The sequence below is a fragment of the Flavobacterium movens genome, assembly GCF_039581425.1.
GTDB classification, from domain to species: domain Bacteria; phylum Bacteroidota; class Bacteroidia; order Flavobacteriales; family Flavobacteriaceae; genus Flavobacterium; species Flavobacterium luteolum.
On sequence record NZ_JBCPXY010000011.1, the window covers coordinates 56,695 to 76,966 of the forward strand.

The 20,272-nt window shown below is 33.6% G+C and carries 18 protein-coding genes; 10 read left to right on the forward strand and 8 right to left on the reverse strand.

The features are described from left to right. Positions 1 to 152: 152 nt before the first annotated feature. The 4 genes from AAYQ05_RS18150 to AAYQ05_RS18165 all read left to right on the forward strand — a co-directional run bounded on the left by AAYQ05_RS18150 (position 153) and on the right by AAYQ05_RS18165 (position 3,786). A complete protein-coding gene (locus tag AAYQ05_RS18150) occupies positions 153 to 1,508 on the forward strand; it encodes a UDP-N-acetylmuramate--L-alanine ligase (protein ID WP_343544793.1) in 1,356 nt (451 codons plus the stop codon). A 134-nt stretch (positions 1,509 to 1,642) separates the two neighbouring features. Then, positions 1,643 to 2,332 carry a RadC family protein gene (gene radC, locus AAYQ05_RS18155; RefSeq protein ID WP_343544794.1) on the forward strand — a complete coding sequence of 230 codons (690 nt, stop codon included), beginning with the start codon at positions 1,643 to 1,645 and terminating at the stop codon, positions 2,330 to 2,332. 3 nt (positions 2,333 to 2,335) lie between these two features. Then, positions 2,336 to 3,022, forward strand: a complete 687-nt coding sequence (locus tag AAYQ05_RS18160; RefSeq protein WP_343544795.1) for a YjjG family noncanonical pyrimidine nucleotidase — start codon at positions 2,336 to 2,338, stop codon at positions 3,020 to 3,022. Further along, positions 3,022 to 3,786, forward strand: coding sequence for a hypothetical protein (locus tag AAYQ05_RS18165; protein WP_343544796.1), 765 nt, complete (start codon positions 3,022 to 3,024; stop codon positions 3,784 to 3,786). Before AAYQ05_RS18160 ends, AAYQ05_RS18165 begins: the two co-directional genes overlap by 1 nt. 14 nt (positions 3,787 to 3,800) lie before the next feature. On the opposite strand, the gene AAYQ05_RS18170 is transcribed toward AAYQ05_RS18165, so the two are convergent. Next, positions 3,801 to 5,078: a replication-associated recombination protein A gene (locus AAYQ05_RS18170; RefSeq protein WP_343544797.1), complete on the reverse strand. Its 1,278-nt coding sequence runs from the start codon at positions 5,076 to 5,078 to the stop codon at positions 3,801 to 3,803. A 174-nt stretch (positions 5,079 to 5,252) separates the two neighbouring features. On the opposite strand from AAYQ05_RS18170, the gene AAYQ05_RS18175 reads away from it, so the two are divergent. Beyond that, on the forward strand, positions 5,253 to 6,020 hold the full coding sequence (locus AAYQ05_RS18175; RefSeq protein WP_343544798.1) for a rhomboid family intramembrane serine protease: 768 nt from the start codon (positions 5,253 to 5,255) through the stop codon (positions 6,018 to 6,020). A 57-nt stretch (positions 6,021 to 6,077) separates the two neighbouring features. Beyond that, complete coding sequence (locus AAYQ05_RS18180; RefSeq protein ID WP_343544799.1) at positions 6,078 to 6,584, forward strand: hypothetical protein; 507 nt, start codon at positions 6,078 to 6,080, stop codon at positions 6,582 to 6,584. 2 nt (positions 6,585 to 6,586) lie between these two features. Here AAYQ05_RS18180 and AAYQ05_RS18185 read toward each other — a convergent pair whose 3' ends face one another. The 7 genes from AAYQ05_RS18185 to AAYQ05_RS18215 form a co-directional block, all read right to left on the reverse strand. Beyond that, positions 6,587 to 7,390, reverse strand: a complete 804-nt coding sequence (locus tag AAYQ05_RS18185; RefSeq protein WP_343544800.1) for a DUF2490 domain-containing protein — start codon at positions 7,388 to 7,390, stop codon at positions 6,587 to 6,589. A 50-nt stretch (positions 7,391 to 7,440) separates the two neighbouring features. Further along, entirely contained in the window at positions 7,441 to 8,175 is a 735-nt protein-coding gene (rlmB, locus tag AAYQ05_RS18190) for a 23S rRNA (guanosine(2251)-2'-O)-methyltransferase RlmB (RefSeq protein ID WP_343544801.1), read from the reverse strand. Positions 8,176 to 8,262: 87 nt separating this feature from the next. After that, the gene (locus AAYQ05_RS18195) at positions 8,263 to 8,760 is read right to left on the reverse strand and encodes a lipid-binding protein (RefSeq protein WP_281633933.1); all 498 of its coding nucleotides are present in this window, start codon (positions 8,758 to 8,760) and stop codon (positions 8,263 to 8,265) included. Between the two features lie 15 nt (positions 8,761 to 8,775). Then, on the reverse strand, positions 8,776 to 9,414 hold the full coding sequence (locus tag AAYQ05_RS18200; protein WP_343544802.1) for an immunoglobulin-like domain-containing protein: 639 nt from the start codon (positions 9,412 to 9,414) through the stop codon (positions 8,776 to 8,778). Between the two features lie 13 nt (positions 9,415 to 9,427). After that, positions 9,428 to 10,891: a SusD/RagB family nutrient-binding outer membrane lipoprotein gene (locus AAYQ05_RS18205; RefSeq protein WP_343544803.1), complete on the reverse strand. Its 1,464-nt coding sequence runs from the start codon at positions 10,889 to 10,891 to the stop codon at positions 9,428 to 9,430. A gap of 18 nt (positions 10,892 to 10,909) precedes the next feature. Beyond that, entirely contained in the window at positions 10,910 to 14,110 is a 3,201-nt protein-coding gene (locus AAYQ05_RS18210; protein ID WP_343544804.1) for a SusC/RagA family TonB-linked outer membrane protein, read from the reverse strand. Between the two features lie 580 nt (positions 14,111 to 14,690). After that, on the reverse strand, positions 14,691 to 16,409 hold the full coding sequence (locus AAYQ05_RS18215) for a BamA/TamA family outer membrane protein (RefSeq protein ID WP_343544805.1): 1,719 nt from the start codon (positions 16,407 to 16,409) through the stop codon (positions 14,691 to 14,693). A 167-nt stretch (positions 16,410 to 16,576) separates the two neighbouring features. Here AAYQ05_RS18215 and rpsL point away from each other — a divergent pair, with 167 nt between their 5' ends. From rpsL to rpsJ, 4 genes are read left to right on the forward strand one after another with little or no spacing between them, the layout of a single operon-like run. Further along, positions 16,577 to 16,960 carry a 30S ribosomal protein S12 gene (gene rpsL, locus AAYQ05_RS18220; RefSeq protein ID WP_007136570.1) on the forward strand — a complete coding sequence of 128 codons (384 nt, stop codon included), beginning with the start codon at positions 16,577 to 16,579 and terminating at the stop codon, positions 16,958 to 16,960. A 24-nt stretch (positions 16,961 to 16,984) separates the two neighbouring features. Continuing rightward, positions 16,985 to 17,461, forward strand: a complete 477-nt coding sequence (gene rpsG, locus AAYQ05_RS18225) for a 30S ribosomal protein S7 (protein WP_026727879.1) — start codon at positions 16,985 to 16,987, stop codon at positions 17,459 to 17,461. Between the two features lie 10 nt (positions 17,462 to 17,471). Beyond that, on the forward strand, positions 17,472 to 19,628 hold the full coding sequence (gene fusA, locus AAYQ05_RS18230) for an elongation factor G (RefSeq protein ID WP_343544806.1): 2,157 nt from the start codon (positions 17,472 to 17,474) through the stop codon (positions 19,626 to 19,628). Between the two features lie 10 nt (positions 19,629 to 19,638). Then, positions 19,639 to 19,944 (forward strand): 30S ribosomal protein S10, encoded by a 306-nt coding sequence (gene rpsJ / locus AAYQ05_RS18235; RefSeq protein ID WP_007803605.1) that lies wholly within the window; start codon positions 19,639 to 19,641, stop codon positions 19,942 to 19,944. The last annotated feature ends 328 nt before the right edge of the window (positions 19,945 to 20,272 follow it).

The following is a 20,272-nucleotide window of genomic DNA, read 5'->3' on the forward strand; positions in this document are numbered from 1 at the left end:
GGGTTTTTTAATTTTTCTGGATTAATTTATCTCCAAAAGCAAAGGAGGCATTCTAAAATATTTCCTTATTTTTGAAGAATAATTACAGCGTTTTATTAGTTATTTGCTATTTCGATTAACCGATGAAACAGTTTAACGATTAAACATTTTAAATGAAAACACATTTCATCGCAATTGGCGGAAGCGCTATGCACAATCTGGCATTAGCATTACATAATAAAGGATATCAAGTTACAGGAAGTGACGATGCTATTTTTGAACCTTCAAAATCAAGATTAGAAAAGAAAGGAATTCTTCCTGCAGAAATGGGTTGGTTTCCAGAAAAAATCACTTCAGATATTGATGCGATTATTTTAGGAATGCACGCAAAAGCAGATAATCCTGAATTATTAAAAGCGCAGGAATTAGGATTAAAAATCTACTCTTATCCTGAATTTTTATATGAACAATCTAAAAATAAAACACGTGTTGTCATTGGTGGTTCTCACGGGAAAACAACAATTACTTCGATGATTCTTCATGTAATGCATTATCATAATATTGCGGTTGATTATATGGTTGGTGCACAGCTGGAAGGTTTTGATACAATGGTGCATCTTACAGAAGAAAATGATTTTATGGTTTTGGAAGGCGATGAATATTTATCTTCACCAATTGACAGACGTCCGAAATTTCATTTGTACCAGCCAAATATTGCCTTGATTTCTGGAATTGCTTGGGATCATATTAATGTTTTTCCAACGTATGAAAACTATGTGGAGCAGTTTGAGATTTTCATCGAAAAAATTACAAATGGTGGAATTTTAGTTTATAACGAAAATGATCCAGAGGTAAAACTTGTTTCTGAAGCAGCAACAAATCCGATTAGAAAAATAGCTTATTCAACCCCAGAATATTCTGTGAGCGATGGAGTAACTTTATTAAAAACTCCTGAAGGCGATATGCCGATTGAAGTTTTTGGAGCACATAACTTAAACAATCTTGCAGGTGCAAAATGGATCTGTCAAAATATGGGTGTAGACGAAGCTGATTTCTACGAAGCAATTGCTAGCTTTAAAGGAGCTTCTAAACGTTTAGAAAAAATCGCTGAAGGAAAAGGAAAAGTCGCTTATAAAGATTTTGCACATTCACCAAGTAAAGTAGCTGCAACAACAAAAGCTGTAAAAGAGCAATATCCGAACAGAACTTTGGTTGCTTGTTTAGAGTTGCATACTTATAGTAGTCTAAATGCTGAGTTTTTAAAAGAGTACGAAGGTGCCTTAGAATATGCTGATGTTGCAGTTGTTTTCTATTCGCCAGATGCGGTAAAAATTAAGCAATTGGAAGAAGTGACTTATGAGCAAATAGCGACCGCATTTAATAGAAAAGATTTAATCATTTATACCAATCCAGCTGAATTTAAAGAATATTTATTCAATTTAAATTTAGATAATTCTGCACTTTTATTAATGAGTTCAGGAAACTACGGAGGTTTGAATTTTGATGAGGTAAAAGGGTTGATTGATTAGAAAGTTAGTCAATGAGATAATTTGCCGACTGTTTATACAGTCGGCTTTTTTTTGAATTATTGTAAATAATCAATGTATGATTTTGAAGGATTTTTCTTCTTTTTTGAATATCTTCGCATCTTAAAATTATAAGTATGGAAGGTGGGCATTTTGCTATAAAAAATTGGTCAGATGATGACAAACCTCGCGAAAAATTAATCCTCAAAGGAAAAGATGCTTTAAGTGACGCCGAATTATTAGCTATTCTAATTGGCTCGGGAAGCCGTAACGAATCTGCGGTTGCGTTAAGCCAACGTATTCTAGCTAATGTTGGAGGACTAAACTCACTGGCAAAATTATCTATTGCTCAATTAATGAAATTTAAAGGAATAGGAGAGGCAAAAGCTGTTTCTATAGTTGCTGCACTTGAATTGTGTGCACGCAGAAAATCAGAGCAAGCTAATGAAATGCTAAAAATCACTTCAAGTAAAAAGGTTTTTGATTTAATGCAGCCTGTAATAGGAGATTTATCTCATGAAGAATTTTGGGTGCTTTTTCTTAATAATTCTAATAGTGTAATTTCTAAGTGTCAATTGAGTAAAGGAGGAATTGGTGGTACAACTGTCGATGTTAGATTGATTTTTAAATTGGCGTTTGAGAAATATGCTACGGCCTTGATTTTGTGCCATAACCATCCTTCTGGAAGTTTGATTCCTAGTGATGCCGATAAACAAATTACTAGAAAGATTCGTGAAGCAGGAAATAAGTTAGATGTTAAAGTTTTGGACCATGTTATTATAACTGAATTAAAATATTATAGTTTTGTAGATGAAGGAATTTTTTAATACATGAACACCAATATTACCGACATCTTTTTTGATTTAGATCATACGCTTTGGGATTTTGATAAAAACTCAGAAATGGCTTTTGATCGTATTTTTAAAAGTAAACACCAAGAAATTGTTACTCAAGATTTTATTAAAGAATATATTCCGATCAATCAAGAATGTTGGAGATTGTATCAAAATGATGAAATTACGCACCAAGAATTGCGTTACAATCGTTTGAAGTTTTCTTTCGATGCTTTGAATTATGTTATTTCCGAAGAAAATATTTTGGAAATATCTAATGATTATATCGAGTTCTTGACAGATAACAATTATCTTTTTGACGGGGCAATTGAAGTTTTGGAGTATTTAAAGCCAAAATATAAGCTTCATATCATTACCAACGGATTTGCTCAAGTACAGGAAAAGAAAATTAATAATGCTTCGCTTGGAGGTTATTTCAGTACGATTACAAATTCGGAATTAGCAGGTGTAAAAAAGCCAAATAGTATTATATTTGATTATGCATTAAATTTGGCAAAAACTTCAAAAGAAAACAGTATTATGATTGGCGACGATTTTGAAGCAGATGTAAACGGAGCTTTGAATGCTGGTTTGGATGCTATTTTCTTCAATGAAAAAAAACTCGACGTTTCGGAAGAATATAAACAAATTAACCATTTATTAGAACTAAAAAAATATTTATAATGATGAGAATTAAATTTTTACTTGCTGCAATTTTATGTTCAGTTGTTGGATTTGCGCAGACTATTAATGATTACAAAGCTGTAATTATTCCTTTGAAATATGAGTTTATGAAGACTGATAATCAATATCGTTTGGCAACTTTGAGTAAACAAAATTTGACTAAAGCGGGTTTTGAAGCTTTTTATTCAAATGAGCAGCTTCCTGATGGTTATACAGATCGTTGTCAGGTTTTGTATATTGATGTTATAAAAGATAGTGCTTTCTTGGTAACTAAGCTTATAATAAACTTCAAAGATTGTTTCGGTCAGGTTGTTTATACTTCAGAAGTTGGAAGAAGTAAAGAGAAGGATTATGAGGTAGCTTACAAAGAAGCATTAGATAATGCTTTTAAGTCAGTTATTGCTTTACATTATAAATATAGCGGTAATCCAGTTGCGACTTCAAAAACACCAGCTCCTGCAAGAACTGCTGTAGCAGCAACTGCAGTTACAACTGTGGCAGCAACTCAAGTAGCTACTGCATCTTCGCCAGATTTGAAAGATCCAAATTTATTGTACGCTCAGCCAACAGAATCAGGTTATCAGTTGATCGATAAAACTCCAAAGGTGGTAATGAAGCTTTTCAAAACTTCACAACCAAATGTTTACATTGCGAGCAAAGATAATGTTCAGGGCTCTTTAATCTTAAAAGAAGACGGACAATGGTATTTTGAATCTTATCAGAATGATAAATTGGTTTCAGAAAAAATTGTAGTTAAATTCTAAATATAAAATAGGGTTTAATAACCGTATTTATCTTTCCAACGGTTCTTTAAAAATTCGCGGGTACTGTTCTCTCTAGAATTGTTTCCAGGATTGTAAAGAACCGTTTTTTTTATGGCATCTGGTAAAAACTCTTGTTCAGCAAAATTATTTGCATAATCATGCGAGTACTTATATTCATCTCCGTATCCTAGTTCTTTCATTAATTTGGTAGGTGCATTTCGCAAGTGGAGCGGAACAGGCAAATCGCCAGTTTGTTTTACCAATTGCTGTGCAGTTCCAATAGCCATATAAGACGCATTACTTTTTGGCGATGTCGCAAGATAAATTGCACATTGGCTTAATATGATGCGGCTTTCCGGATATCCAATAGTAGTAACGGCTTGAAAAGTATTATTGGCCATTATTAGCGCAGTTGGATTGGCATTGCCAATGTCTTCGCTTGCAAGAATTAGCATTCTTCTAGCAATAAATTTTACATCTTCACCGCCTTCAATCATTCTTGCCAACCAATAAACAGCTCCATTGGGATCACTTCCACGAATAGATTTTATAAATGCAGAAACAATGTCGTAATGTTGTTCGCCAGTTTTGTCATAAAGAACAGTGTTTTGCTGTACAAGTTCTAAAACGCGATCGTTGGTAATAGTAATTTCGTCACCAGCAGAGGCATTAATAACAAGTTCAAATACATTTAGAAGTTTTCTGCCGTCACCGCCTGAAATACGTATTAAAGCTTCTGTTTCTTTTAAATTTATTTTTTTTGTTAATAAATATGCGTCAGTTTTCATTGCGCGTTCTAAAAGAGCTTCTAAATCGGCTTTTGTAAATGCATTTAGTATATAGACCTGGCATCGTGACAATAATGCAGGAATCACTTCAAAACTTGGGTTTTCGGTTGTGGCACCAATCAAAGTTATCCACCCTTTTTCAACCGCAGCTAAAAGTGAATCTTGCTGCGACTTACTAAATCGATGAATCTCATCAATAAACAGAATTGGATTTTTAGCAGTAAAAAGTCCGCCGCTTTGTTTGGCTTTATCAATAACATCACGAATGTCTTTTACACCAGAGTTTATTGCACTCAGAATATAAAAAGGTCTTTTTGATTCTTGAGCAATAATTTGGGCTAATGTTGTTTTTCCCGTGCCAGGAGGTCCCCAGAAAATCAATGAAGGAATTATTCCTTTTGAGATCTGCTGTGTTAAAGAACCAGTTGGCCCAACCAAATGCTCTTGGCTTATATAATCTTCTAATTTCTGCGGACGAATACGCTCTGCTAAAGGTGCTTCCATAATTACAAAATTAATATTTTAAGATTTAAATATCGTTCATTCAAAAGTTAAAACAGTTTGAAGAGATAAGGATTGTTATGATTTGAGACATTTTATTAACTTGGTATGACAAAATATCAGTAAAATATTTTTGGATAGTTTTTTGAGTTCTTCTAAAAGTTATTTTGTAAAGATATGAGCGATACTAATTTTAAGTTTTCAAATTCGGTTATTGGACTCCCATTATTTTTTGTCCTTTTTTTATGGGTTGTATATTGGCTTCAAATCCGTTTTGATTTTGATTTTTATCGGTACGGAATTTATCCAAGAGACTTAATTGGTTTACGAGGTGTCTTGTTTAGTCCCTTTATTCATGAAAATTTAGATCATTTATATAATAACAGTATTCCACTTTTGATACTATTGGGGGCTATGCAGTTTTTTTATCCGAAACAGACTTTGGGTGTCATAGCGTATGGAATTTTATTTTCTGGATTAATCACCTGGATTGTCGGACGAGAGAATTTTCATATTGGAGCAAGCGGGTTGATTTATGTTTTGGTGAGCTTTATTTTTTTTAAAGGAATTCAAACTAAATATTATAGATTGGTTGCTCTTTCCTTGACAGTTATTTTACTTTATGGCGGAATGATATGGTATGTTTTTCCAGATGTTGATCAGTCTATTTCTTGGGAAGGGCATTTGGCGGGCCTTATTACTGGATTTGTTTTAAGTTTATTCTATAAAGCTCCCGAATATGCAAAGCCAATTGTTTACGATTGGCAACGTCCCGATTTTGATCCCGACAGCGATCCTTTTATGAAGCATTTTGATGAGAATGGAAATTTTGTTGTTTTTGCGAATGAGGAAGAAGACGACGATTTAGGATATTTTTTGTCTAGTCATCCAGTAAATTATATTGTGACCAAAAAAGAAGCTCCTGAAGAAGATGTCACTCAATAATTTTCTTTAAGATAAAAAGATTAAATTTGTTAGGTAACATTTTAATTATTGGGCATTATGAGAAAAATCAGTTTTTTAGTTTTGTTCTTGTGTTTTGTATTTAATGCAAAAAGTATTGCTCAATGTGAAATAAAAAATAGGGTACAGGCGGACGGCAGTATGATATATTTTTTTGAGCCTGCCGTATTTTATACTACGAAATCAAAATCGTTAAAAATTAATATCGTCACTGACAAAGAGCATTATTTTGTTGCATTACAGCCTACGCCATTTCCCGAAAAGAAAGTTGGGAAAAAGATAAAAGAAGATTTAGTAATGCATCTTGCCGATAACAAAACCTACACTTTAGCGCATTACGATACACAATATCGACGCAACGATTCTATAATGCAAGTTCTTTATTTGATTGATGATAAAGATCTTGATGCATTTTCTAATTACGAAGCTGTTAGTGCAGAAATCAATATGCAGGGTACTGAATTTGTTAGAAGCTATAATTTTAAACTTCATAAGAATGCTATTGTCGAACAGCTTAAATGTTTTTTGAAGAAAGAGGAAAACTAACTTTAATCTTCGTCTTTTACTGGAGGATTTTTTTTAGCATCAATTTTCTTTTTAAGGTTTCGAAAAAGATTATTGAAACTTATGGTAAGCGATGCTGCATTAGTTGTTTGATTTCCGCTGTTTCGTGGAAGATATTCGTTGCAATAAGTTAATTCTACTTGAAAGTCATCTGAAAACAAATAGCCTGCTCCAATATTGAAACGATTTCGGTCAAAGAAACTTTCTCCCGTAACATTGGCTCCAGATTTAAAATAAACTTCGTCTGATGCAATCGCATATACAACTCCGCTTCTTAAGAATTTACTGTTAAGAGGCTGTATATACTTAATTTGTTGACGATATCTAAAAACATTTTCATAATCATCATCTTTATTTTTCATATGACGGAATTCAGTACGCATTCTTGTACTTAAAGTATATCCAGTTTTATGAAAATAGTAAATTCCTTGAAGAGCAAATCGTGTCTCGGGAGACTCAAATTGACCTATTTCAGGAACATCTCTATTGTTGAAATATGCTATAAAAGCAGAAAATTTCCATCTTGGAGAAAAATAATAATGTCCCCAGCCTCTAATAGATCTTTGTATGGTATTTTCGAATAAGTTTGGTGATGAGTCGGTACTACTGTAAGCAGCCGCAAAGTCTATTTCAGTAGCCCATTTTTTACTTAAAGTTTGGTTAAACTGAATTTCATTCCAAAACTGATTATATGTAGTATTTTGTCCGTAGCTGTTTGTAATTAGTAAAATTACAAACAGACATCGGAGGACTATGATATTTAAATTTGAATTAGATTTTGAAAGCATTAATTAAAGGTATTTAATTATTCATTCTAATCTTAATCGCAATGTGTTTTTTAGGTTCTTTGACGAACAGCTTCATATAGAAAAGCACCACAGGCAACAGACACGTTTAATGACCCGATTGATCCAAACATTGGCAGTTTTGCTTTTTCATCTACTATTTTTAAAACAGATGGATTTATACCGCGATCTTCAGATCCCATAATAATGGCTAATGGTTCTGAAAGTGATACATCGTATATGTTTTGATCTGTTTTTTCGGTCGCAGCAACCGTTTTTATTCCAGAACCTTGTAGATAAAAGATAGCATCTTTGATGTGTTCAACTTTGCAAATAGGCACATTAAAAACAGCTCCAGCAGAAGTTTTAACTGTATCGCCATTTACTGGGGCAGATCCTGCTTTTTGTATAATGATTCCGTTTACACCTGTACATTCCGCAGTTCTAATAATAGCACCAAAATTTCTAGCATCTGATATTTGGTCCAAGATAAGAAAAAGAGGTTTTTTACCCGACTCCATTGTAGATTCAACTAGATGTTCTAAATCTATAAAGCCAATAGGAGAGATGGTAGCTACGGCACCTTGATGATTATTTGGAGTAAGACGGTTTAGTTTTTCTACAGGCACATAAGAAAAGTTAACGTTTGCACGTTTCATTACCTTCATTAAATCTTTCATAAGCTCACTAGAAATTTCTTTCTGTATGAAAACCTTGTCTACTTCTTTTCCTGCCTGAATTGCTTCTATGATGGCTCTAATGCCAAATATTTGATGTTCTTTTTCCATGAGACAAATATAGGTAATATGTTTATATAAAAAAACCACCCCAAATTAATGGAGTGGTTTAATATTTAGACTACTTGAATAAAAATTCTAGTATTCGTCTTCGTAGAAACCAGTTCTTTTGTGACCTTCATAAAGAATATCATATCCAGCTGGGTCATAATCAAAATGAGCTCTGAATGAGATTTTGTCTACTTTATGTCCACCTTTTGATGTTGCAGCTCCCTTTTCAATTTTTCCATTTGTAATAGTAACTTTAGATCCATCTAATAGGTTGTCTGCAGAAGTAGCTGTGAAAGTACCTGCCTTAACATCAACAGTTACTTTACATTTAATCCAATATCCGTGTTTTACATCATCAATCCACATTGTATTGTCATTAGCTGCAGTATTATAAGTTTCATGTATTGCGTTAGCTACAACCAATTTTCCATCACTATCTGTAAGTGTTATGAACCAGTCACCTGACATAGATTCTACAGATGTTCCTCCTGGATCTGTATCTCCAACTTCATCACAAGCTACAAATGACGTAAGTACAAGCATTGCTACAAGTACACGTGTTATATTTAGTTTTAATTTTTTCATTGTAATGTGTTTTTATTATCGTTTAAATATTCTGTCTGCTGTTCCAAATACTGCTGAAGCATAGATAACCCATTTCCAGTTGTTTTTGTCAGTAATAGTTCCTATGTTGCTTTCTGCAGATATTCCCGATTCAGAAGCACTTGGATTGTAAGGAGCATAAACCTGTTTGTCATCTATATTGTAGAATTCCATAGTTAAATTATCTGCAGCAACATTGTAACCTGTTGCATTATCGCAGATATATTTTCTTCCCGCGTATCCGTCTAGTTTAGTTACCACGTTAGGGTTACTATTTCTAAAGAAAGTACCAGTCAAATCAATTGTAGTTGGTTTGTTACTCAAAACTACTATTGTACGAGTTAAGGAAGCAGGGAAACCATCACTATTTGTAGCAGAGTATTTAATTTTGTAAACAGTTGGTTTACTAGTATCTACTGCACCATCGATTTTCACTTCAAGAGCTTTTCCGTCAGCTTCAGCTTCTACTCCAGCTTCTGTGTATGTATCTCCTTGAGTAAGAACAACAAGAGCGTCTCCATGCATAGTCAGGTTAGCATAAGCTGTTACTCTTGAAACATTGTCAGTAGAATCTGTTTCGCATGAAGTAAACAATAGTCCTGAGACTATCATTAGGGATATATATATTTTTTTCATTGTTTATTTTTTTTTAGTTAACATCCCACCAAACTGGCGCAGTTATTTTTGCTAAAGCCGGAGCATTTGGATTACGTGTTTTTACAGTATTTGGTAAAACAAGTCTTCTAGGGAAAACATCACTTGTAACGTTCTCAACAGATATTGCAAATTGTCCTGGGATATAATCTTCATCTGTCTGAGGAACAGCTGATTCTTTAGGGAAACCAGTTCTGTTTTGTTCGAAGAAAGATTCGTAACCGTTTCCAGGGAAACTAGCAATCCATTTTTGAGTGATAATTGCTTCAATTTGAGCAGTAGTTCCTGTTGCTGGGAATTCATATTTTCCTCCCGCAGCTAAGAAAGCAGCAGGGCTTCCAACTGGACCAGTAATTGGAGCAACAGAAGTAGTGTTGTCGTATTTCTTGAAGTTTGCAGCAACCCCTAAATCATATTTTTCTTTAGCTCCTGCACCTCCATAATATCTAACAAGAGCTTCTGCTTGCAAGAAGTAGCTTTCTTCTGCACTCATGAAATATAAAGGAGTTTTTGCATATAACGTTACTAATGAAAGTCCAGTAGCTCCATTTTCGAAATCACCTTGATTATTAGGTACTCCTGCTCCGTAATATTTATTTAAACGAGGATCTCCATTTGTTTGTAAATAAAGATATAAAGTTTTACTAGCTCTAAGATTTAATGTTGTATTTAACTGTCTTCTGTCAGTTTCATACAATGGATTACTTCTGTCAGCAGCATCTTCAAATTGAGTCATTGCAGCATCAACATCTAAGAATTGTGCACCAGAATCAATTAAACTTTTAATACCTGATTGAGCCAATGTAGGATCGACTTGTGTTAATCTAAGATGTAATTTTAATAGTAAAGAGTTACCAAATTTTGTCCAATTAGACATTGTACCATTAAAGATAAAATCATCTTTTCCTGGCGCTGCTCCAACAGAAGAACTTAGATTTTTAGATAAAGCTAATTTTAAATCAGCAATCATTAAAGCGTAAGTTTCTTTACCTGTATTGAATTTAGGTTGCAAGAAAGTTGGATTATTTGCTTCAGTATATGGAATTGCATCATACCAGTCTGTTAAAATTTGCGAAGCTTCAACTTCAAGAACAGTAGCAATTAAGTAATAGTTCCAGTTTCCTTCAGCTTCAGCTTGTTTTTTTACAGTTCTAATATCATTAAGTGCATCATACATTGCAGTCCATGCAGTTTGGAAATCATTTGTTCCAAGGCTGTACTGGTCAATGTTTTTATATTGATTTGAAGTAGTGTTTTGTGTCCAGAATTGAGACCAAAACCCTCCAATTAGAGCATAGTATGATCCTTGTGCACCAGCAAGACCAGCAATACCTGCAGGCAAAATAGTGCTATTAGCTTGTCCAGGAGGCAAAGCATCCGGGTCTCTATTAATGTCAAATGTTTCATCACATGACACTAATAAGAAAAGTGCTGTTATTATTGTTGCTATTTTTTTCATTTTCTATGAATTATATTTTTAGAATGATAATTTTAAAACTCCACCTACTGATCTTTGTGATGGGTTAGCTCCAAATTCTCCAAACTCAGAGAGTACTCCAGTTCCGTAAGTACTTACTTCAGGGTCAACATATGGATTTTCTCCAGGAGTCCACATGAAAAGGTTTCTTCCGTAAATACCAACTGTGATTTTGTTTAATCCCATGTTTTTAGTAAGTGTAGAAGGGAAGTCATAATTTAAAGCAATTTCTCTTAATCTTACAAAAGTTTTGTCAATTACATGTGTTCTTTCAATACCAGGGTTGTTTCCTGTGTTGTAGAAGTTTGTATAAGTACTAAATGTAAGAGGTGTTGTGTTTTCTGTATATGTAACAGCTCCAGTTGTTGCATCTACGTGCTCATTAACAGAATTAGGAACAATAAATGCATTTCTATCATTAAATGTAGTTTCAATACCATTACCTACGAAATGAGAAAGTCTTTTAGTGTAAGAGTAGAATTCTCCTCCTTGTTTCCAGTCTAATGAGAATGATAAGTTAAAGTTTTTGTATTTGAAAGAGTTTTGTAATCCCATAACAAAATCACGTTGTGCGTTTCCAACTTTTTGGATATCATCACTCACTTCATACATTCCAGTAGATGCATTTACAATATATTGACCTGCTGCATTTGTTTTAGGAACTTGTGAATAGAAACTACCAATTGGATCACCTTTAGTTGCTCTCATAGTTACACCATAAGCAGGAAGTAAATCAATATAATTTCCACCTGTGTTTAATTGTGTTACTTCGTTTAAGTTTTTAGTAAATGTGTAAGTTACGTTCCATGTAAAGTCCTGATTTTTAATTGGACTACCTGAAAGAGAAAGCTCAATACCTTTGTTCACAACATCTCCAGCGTTGATAGCTTTGATAGTATAACCTGTTGATGGGTCTAATGGTAGGTCTACAATAAGGTCAGAAGTCGTTTTGTGATATAATGCGATATCATAGCTAATTCTGTTTTTGAAGAAAGATCCTTCAGCTCCAACTTCATATTCTACTGTACTTTCAGGTTTTAACTCTGGATTACCAAGTCTTCCTGATGCTTCGAAGAAACTTACTCCTCCAATTGGAGATGCAATTATACCAAAGTTCGCGTTAGCAGAACCAGAGATATATGAGTCTTCTGTTGTGTATACCCTTGTATCATTTGCAATTTTTGAAGCAGCTGCTCTTAATTTAAGGAAAGTGTTTCCGTTATCAATTGCAATAGCGCCTAATGATAAAGATGGATAGAAATATGAGTTATTTCCTATTGGTAATGTTGATGTAATATCTTGTCTAGCTGTAGCCGTTGCAAAATATCTGTTTTTAAATGCAAACTCAGCAGATGCGTAAACAGCTCCTGTTTTTCTAAGACTGTTTGATTGATCAATTACTGGTCTTAAAGCTGAGTTTGAAAGCTCATAAAATCCTGGAAGGCCTAAATTTGTTACAGTGTTTTTCAATATATCAGACTCTCTTTTGTTGTAGTTAAAACCTCCTAAAAGATTTAATGTCCAATCTTCACTTAAGTTTGTGTTGTAATTAATATTGAAGAAAGTATCAAACTCACTGAATTCTGATCTTGATTCTGTTACACCTCCTACTACTGGATTAGCACCAGCAATTGCCTGAGGAGTACCTGGAGCATAATTTACAATTGCACCGTAGCTCTTAAGTCTTTCTGTTCTAACGTTACCACCAATTTGCCATGAAGCTGTAATCTTGTCAGTTATTTTGTAACTTAAATTAATGTTTCCGAAAAGGTTGTGTCCGTATACTTTTGTGCTGTTCTCATTAATTGAAAAATATGGATTAGCAGCGTATGGAGTAAAATAGTAATCTGGAGTATTGAAGACATTGTTTTTGTAATCTCTTAAATCTACAATACTAACGTCTCTAGGAATTTGTAATAAATCCTGTTGCAAAGTTGAACCTTGTCCTGCATCATCACCCTGACCTGTGTTAACTACACTTTGATCTTTGTAAACATAATTAAGAGAAGTTCTTAATGTGAATTTTTTACCTTTTAATCCACCATTAAATCCTAATGATTGTTTTTTGTATAAATCTGCATCAGTTGGTACAACACCATCACTGTTTACATTTGAAAAAACTAAAGAGAAATCAGAATTGTCTCCACCACCGCTTAGAGTTGCAGATTGTGTAGCTAGTGTACCTGTGTTGTAAAAATCTCTTACGTTATTTTTTAAACCAACATAAGGTTTGATTTGTTGAGTATTGTTGTAAACTGTTCCCCATGGTCTAACCTCTCCATTGAAAGCAGGTCCCCATGAACCATTTTCGTTACTGTAAGAATTAGATCCTGAGAATCCTAGTCCATTCCAACCTTCACCAAATTGATTTTGTAAATGCGGAACTCTTGCTACTTCGCTGAATTCTGTTGAAGCCAATAAATCAACTTTAATTCCAGAGTTAGCTTTACCTTTTTTAGTAGTAATGATGATTACACCACCACCAGCTCTTGAACCATATAATGCTGATGCAGCCGCTCCTTTAAGAACAGTCATGCTCTCGATGTTATTTGGGTCAATGTCACTGATTCCGTTACCAGTATCATACGATCTTGTTGATGTAGCAACTCCGTTATTACTAGTGCCAGTTGGGGTATTGTTAATCGGTGTTCCATCAACAACATAAAGTGGACCATTACTGTTTGTGATACTGTTTAAACCACGGATAACAACTTTAGTTGAAGCCCCTGGTTGAGAAGGTGCAGTAATGTCAACCCCTGCGATTTTACCAGAAAGAGTTTCAAATGGGTTAGTATTAACTACTTGTGTAAGTGCGTCCGCTTTTAAAGTTGTTGTTGCGTAACCAAGAGATTTTTTCTCTCTTTTGATACCAAAGGCAGTTACAACAACACCTTCTAGTTCTTGCGCACCAGCGTCTGCTAGTTTTACATTAACATTTGCAGATGTAGCAGCTACTTCTTGAGTTTTCATTCCGATGTAGCTAAATACCAAAACTTGGCTTGAAGAAGCTTTGATCGAAAATTTACCATCAAAGTCTGTTTGCGTTCCCGTTTTAGTTCCTTTTACTAATACACTAACACCTGGTAAAGGTATTCCTGCATTATCAGAAACTGTTCCCGAAACAGCTCTTTCTTGCGCAAAAGAAAGTTGCGCAACTAGTACTAATAAAAGCACTAAGAATCCATTGAACTTTAGTTTCATTTTTAAATATTTTGAATTAGTCCGACAAAAATCTTAATAATTTGTTAATCTACCTAATTTAAAAAGCTTTTTTTTTAGTTAAATAATAAATTTAGGGTGCGATTTTATCTTTTTATAGATTAAAACCTTCTTAAAATTACAAATCCGCAATTTTTAGTGTTAAATTTGAGGATAATTAAAAATTTTGTCAAGCGACGAAATGTTAAATTTATAGATGAAGGGTGATTAATTGTTTTTTTTATAACTTTTATCTTAAAAAAAACAGTCGGTCGAAGTGCTAAATTTTGTTAAAATAGTCGTGAATCTTTAATAGTCAGCGTTAATACGTGTGTAAACTATTTGTTTTGTAGTATTGCTTTTTGAAATTTATCAAATTTTTTTATCCTATGAAAATATTAGAAATATGGTTTATTTCTAATGTCTTTTTGTGATTTTGACTCTGATAAGGAGGTTTAATGTAAAATTACGGTTAACTGATTTCTAGAAAAAAAAAGGGTTGCAGGTATTTTGTAGCTACTTTCGGTTTTTAATAAACAAAAAAAAATCCTAATATTTTGTTGGTTTATTTTTTTGTGTTAGCTTAAAATTTAACATTATAGGAGATAGTAAGGATGCTGTTGTGAAATTTTATTTCTGAGTCATTTGTGCTTCCATTGGCTATTATTACTTTTAATAAAGCGCTTTTTGTTAGTAGTCCTAAGCCTATTCCGGCACTGATTAAATTATTAAATTTTGTGCTATTTTTTATTGCAGTTTGATCTTGATAAATACCGTAATCAAGAATGGTGTGTATGTATAAATTTGGAGAAAGTAGGTATCTATATTCGGTAATAAATAAATTTGCAATATTTCCTTGCAAGCTATTTTCTGAAAAACCTCGAATTGAATTTAATCCTCCAAATCTAAAAAGTTCATTTGTTATATAATTGTCGCTTTTTAGATATAGAATTTGAGGGTTGATGAAAACAAAGTTTTTTTTATTTAATTCGAAAGTATAAGACAGATTTAGGTTAGTGTAAAATTGATTAGTTGTTTCTGTAGTTTCGGGAGAGTTGTTTGTGCTTCTTTTTCCATAACCAAATAATAGATTTGCATACGATTTTCTTGGGAATAGATAGTTGGAGTAATTGTTTTTTTTATATTCTAAAGTAGCAGTGATATAGGAGTTTTTGAAATCACTGAGTGTGGCATTGTTGATGTTTTGGATGTCACTTGATTCTGTTGATTGGTATCCAACATATATTTTAGAATTGTAATTTAAATAATAGCCGAGATCGATTGCTGTTTTTGTGTTTTGAAATGTGCTGTCCTGCTTGAAAATATTAAGCTGAGCTTTTATTCCTAGTGCGGTTTTGAAAATGTAAGGAATTTCAAGTTTTGTATTAAAGGTTGTTTGTTTGTTACCGTCAGTTTTCCAGTATAATGAAAATTGTTCACCTGCATGGAGTGTATTTATTAATGAAATGTCTAAATATCCATTAAGTCGTATTTTTTTACTGTCATCATTTGAAAAACCTATGTAGCCATCAAAAGTATTGGCTTTCCTTTTTTCTATATAAGCATAGATTTTAGTTGAGTCGTTTGTGAATAAAATTTCTGGATATTTTAACTGATTTGCAAATTCGTAATTGTTGATATCTTGATAAAGTTCTTTTGTGATTTCTTGATTAAAGGTTTTGTTTAAATATTTTTTACGAAGTTGTTTTAAATGGCTATCTGGAAAAAAGTTCCTCTCATTTTGATTTCCATAATTTAGAATAATTGAATTTATACTACGTTTTTTTTCGGTTTTAAAGCTTAAATCGGCATAAAGGATGGTGTCTTTTTTCTGAATATTTTCGAGTTTAATCTTGCTCAGTGCAAAACCAGATTTTTCAGCCTCTAATATTTTTTGATTTAAGTAGTTTTCCACTTCGCTATAAGGAATTATTAGGCTGTCATTTTTTGTTTTTTCAGTTTTGAAAAGAGGATTGTTTGTTCCTATATATATATGCATGTATTTTATTTTTTTATTTAATGATATAATGGCTGTATAGGAGCTGTCGTTTATTTTGTCGGTTTGCAGTATTTTGCTGTTGATGTATCCGATTTTAGACAGCTTTTCGGTGGTTTTTCTTGTTTCGTTTAAAAGCGACTTTAGATTTGGATGTAGGTGATTGTAGTTTAATGAATCTATGATTTTACTTTCGGTATTGTTGGTGCCATTTATTTTTAGGTAAAAGTTTTGGGCATAACCAGAAATGCTTAAAAATAGAAAAAGAAATATTTGTATTAAGTGTTTCAAGGGCAGCTGTTTCATTTATTAAAAATATTGCAAATATCTATTGTTTGTTTGTAAAATCATAAGTCTAAATAATCTTATTGAAAATTAATGGTTTAACGTTTGTATAGTGAAAAATATTTTATACATTTGCAACCCCGTAAAAAGCGGGAATTTAATAAACATAATAATTTTTAGTATTAATTATGCCAACAATTCAACAATTAGTAAGAACAGGAAGAACTCAGATCACTAAGAAGAGTAAATCGGTTGCTTTAGATTCTTGTCCTCAAAGAAGAGGGGTTTGTACGCGTGTTTACACTACTACACCAAAAAAACCAAACTCTGCAATGCGTAAAGTTGCGCGTGTACGTTTGACAAATGGTAATGAGGTGAATGCTTACATCCCAGGAGAAGGACATAATCTACAAGAGCACTCGATAGTATTAGTGCGAGGTGGAAGGGTAAAAGATTTACCAGGTGTTAGATATCATATCGTTCGTGGAGCTCTTGATACGTCAGGTGTTGCAGGAAGAACGCAAAGAAGATCTAAGTACGGTGCTAAACGCCCAAAAGAAGCAAAAAAGTAATTTAAAAACTTTTAAGAAAAAGACATGAGAAAAAGAGCGGCAAAGAAAAGACCACTTTTACCGGATCCAAGGTTTAATGACCAATTAGTTACACGTTTTGTGAACAACTTAATGTGGGATGGTAAGAAATCTACAGCTTTTAAAGTATTTTATGATGCAATTGATATCATTGAAACTAAAAAGCAAAATGATGAGAAAACTTCATTAGAGATCTGGAAAGATGCTTTAACAAACGTTATGCCTCACGTAGAAGTACGTAGCCGTAGAGTTGGTGGAGCTACATTCCAAATCCCAATGCAAATTCGTCCAGACAGAAAAATTTCTATGGCAATGAAGTGGTTAATACTTTATTCAAGAAGAAGAAATGAAAAATCTATGGCACAGCGTTTAGCTTCTGAGTGTTTAGCAGCTGCTAAAGAAGAAGGTGCTGCGGTTAAGAAAAGAATGGATACTCACAAAATGGCAGAAGCTAACAAAGCATTCTCTCACTTTAGATTTTAATTCGTAAGAAATGGCTAGAGATTTAAAATATACAAGAAATATCGGAATCGCTGCTCACATTGATGCTGGTAAAACAACAACGACAGAGCGTATTCTTTTTTATACTGGAAAGTCACACAAAATTGGTGAGGTGCACGATGGTGCTGCAACAATGGACTGGATGGCTCAAGAGCAAGAAAGAGGTATTACAATTACTTCTGCTGCTACAACTTGTACTTGGAACTTTCCAACTGTACAAGGTAAAGTTATTCCAGAATCATTACCATACCACTTTAATATTATTGATACTCCTGGACACGTTGACTTTACTGTAGAGGTAAACCGTTCTTTACGTGTACTTGATGGTTTGGTTTTCTTATTTAGCGCTGTTGATGGTGTTGAGCCTCAATCAGAAACTAACTGGAGACTTGCGGATCAATATAGAGTTCCTCGTATGGGATTCGTAAACAAAATGGACCGTCAAGGTGCTAACTTTTTAGCTGTATGTGGGCAGGTTAAAGATATGTTGAAATCGAATGCGGTTGCAATTACTTTGCCTATTGGTGATGAGGCAGATTTTAAAGGTATTGTTGACTTAGTGAAAAATCAAGCTATTGTATGGCATGATGAAACTCAAGGAGCTACTTTTGATATCGTTGATATCCCAGCTGATATGGTTGATGATGTAAAACACTACCGTTCTATCCTTATCGAAGAGATTGCTACTTATGATGAGAATCTTTTAGATAAATACATGGAAGATGAAAACTCTATTACAGAGGAAGAAATCAACAATGCTTTAAGAGCTGCAACTATCGATATGGCAATCATTCCTATGCTTGCTGGTTCTTCTTTCAAAAACAAAGGAGTTCAATTTATGTTAGATGCTGTTTGTAAGTATTTGCCATCTCCATTAGATAAAGAAGGTATTGAAGGAATTCATCCTGATGATGCTGAATTATTAGAAGAAGATCAAACTAAAATCTTACGTCGCCCAGATGTAAAAGAGCCGTTTGCTGCTTTAGCATTTAAAATTGCTACTGACCCATTCGTAGGTCGTTTAGCTTTCTTCCGTGCTTACTCTGGACGTTTAGATGCTGGTTCTTATGTTTTAAATACTCGTTCTGGTAACAAAGAGAGAATCTCTCGTATTTACCAAATGCACGCTAACAAACAAAATCCAATCGAATTTATTGAGGCTGGAGATATTGGAGCTGCTGTAGGATTTAAAGATATCAAAACTGGAGATACTTTGTGTGATGAAAAGAATCCGATTATTTTGGAATCTATGAAATTCCCAGAGCCGGTAATCGGTATCGCTATTGAGCCTAAAACTAAAGCTGACGTTGATAAAATGGGTATGGCTTTAGCTAAATTAGCTGAAGAGGATCCAACGTTTACTGTAAGAACTGATGAGGCTTCAGGTCAAACTATTATTTCTGGTATGGGTGAGCTTCACTTAGATATCTTAGTTGATCGTATGAAACGTGAGTTTAAGGTAGAGGTTAATCAAGGTGAGCCACAAGTAGAATATAAAGAGGCGTTTACTAAATCTGCTCAACATAGAGAAACTTACAAGAAACAATCTGGAGGTCGTGGTAAATTCGGTGATATCGTATTTAGAATCGAGCCTGCTGATGAAGTTGATGGTAAAGTTCCAGTTGGATTACAGTTTGTAAATGAGGTAAAAGGTGGTAACGTACCTAAAGAGTATATTCCTGCTGTTGAAAAAGGTTTCCGTGAGGCTATGAAAACAGGTCCATTAGCTGGGTACGCTGTTGATAGTTTAAAAGTGACTTTATTAGACGGATCTTTCCACCCTGTGGATTCTGATGCTCTTTCTTTTGAATTAGCTGCTAGAATGGGTTATAAAGAGTCAGGACGTGCTGCTGGAGCTGTTATTCTTGAGCCAATCATGAAAATCGAAGTTATTACTCCAGAAGAAAACATGGGTGATATCGTAGGTGACTTGAACCGTCGTAGAGGTCAGGTTAATGACATGGGTGATAGAAATGGTGCTAAAACTATTAAAGCTGATGTGCCTTTGTCAGAAATGTTTGGTTATGTAACTACATTAAGAACATTATCTTCTGGTAGAGCTACTTCAACAATGGAGTTTTCTCACTATGCAGAAACACCTTCTAATATTTCAGAAGAGGTAATCAAAAAAGCAAAAGGTAACGCTTAATTTTAAGAAAATGAGTCAAAAAATCAGAATAAAACTAAAATCTTACGATCACATGTTGGTAGATAAATCTGCTGAAAAGATCGTAAAAACAGTAAAAACTACTGGAGCAGTTGTAACAGGTCCAATTCCGTTGCCAACTCACAAAAAACTTTTCACTGTATTGCGTTCTCCGCACGTTAACAAAAAAGCGAGAGAGCAATTTGAAGTAATGTCATACAAGAGATTGATTGATATTTATTCATCTTCATCTAAAACTATTGATGCTTTAATGAAACTTGAATTGCCAAGTGGAGTTGAAGTTGAGATTAAAGTATAATTTTATTATATTTTTTTATATAAAAAGCGAGGTAGAAATACTTCGCTTTTTTTGTTTGTGAAATATGATTTTGAGATGTGTGTTTTGTGATTTTTTATTTTTTTTAAATCTTGGATATTTTTGTAAAAGCCTTTGTTTAAAGGTAATGTGGAGGATTAGTGTCGCGATTCTGTTATTTAATTGTTAAGTAAAAAGTCTTTTTGTGTGATGAAAAAGGAATTGGGTTTTGGTGGCAAAAAAGTTTCTTTTATTGGTATTTTGAGGCTTGGATTTTGATAATGAGCGATTTAATTTTTCTAACTGTTTGGTTTATTCAATTTTAATATCT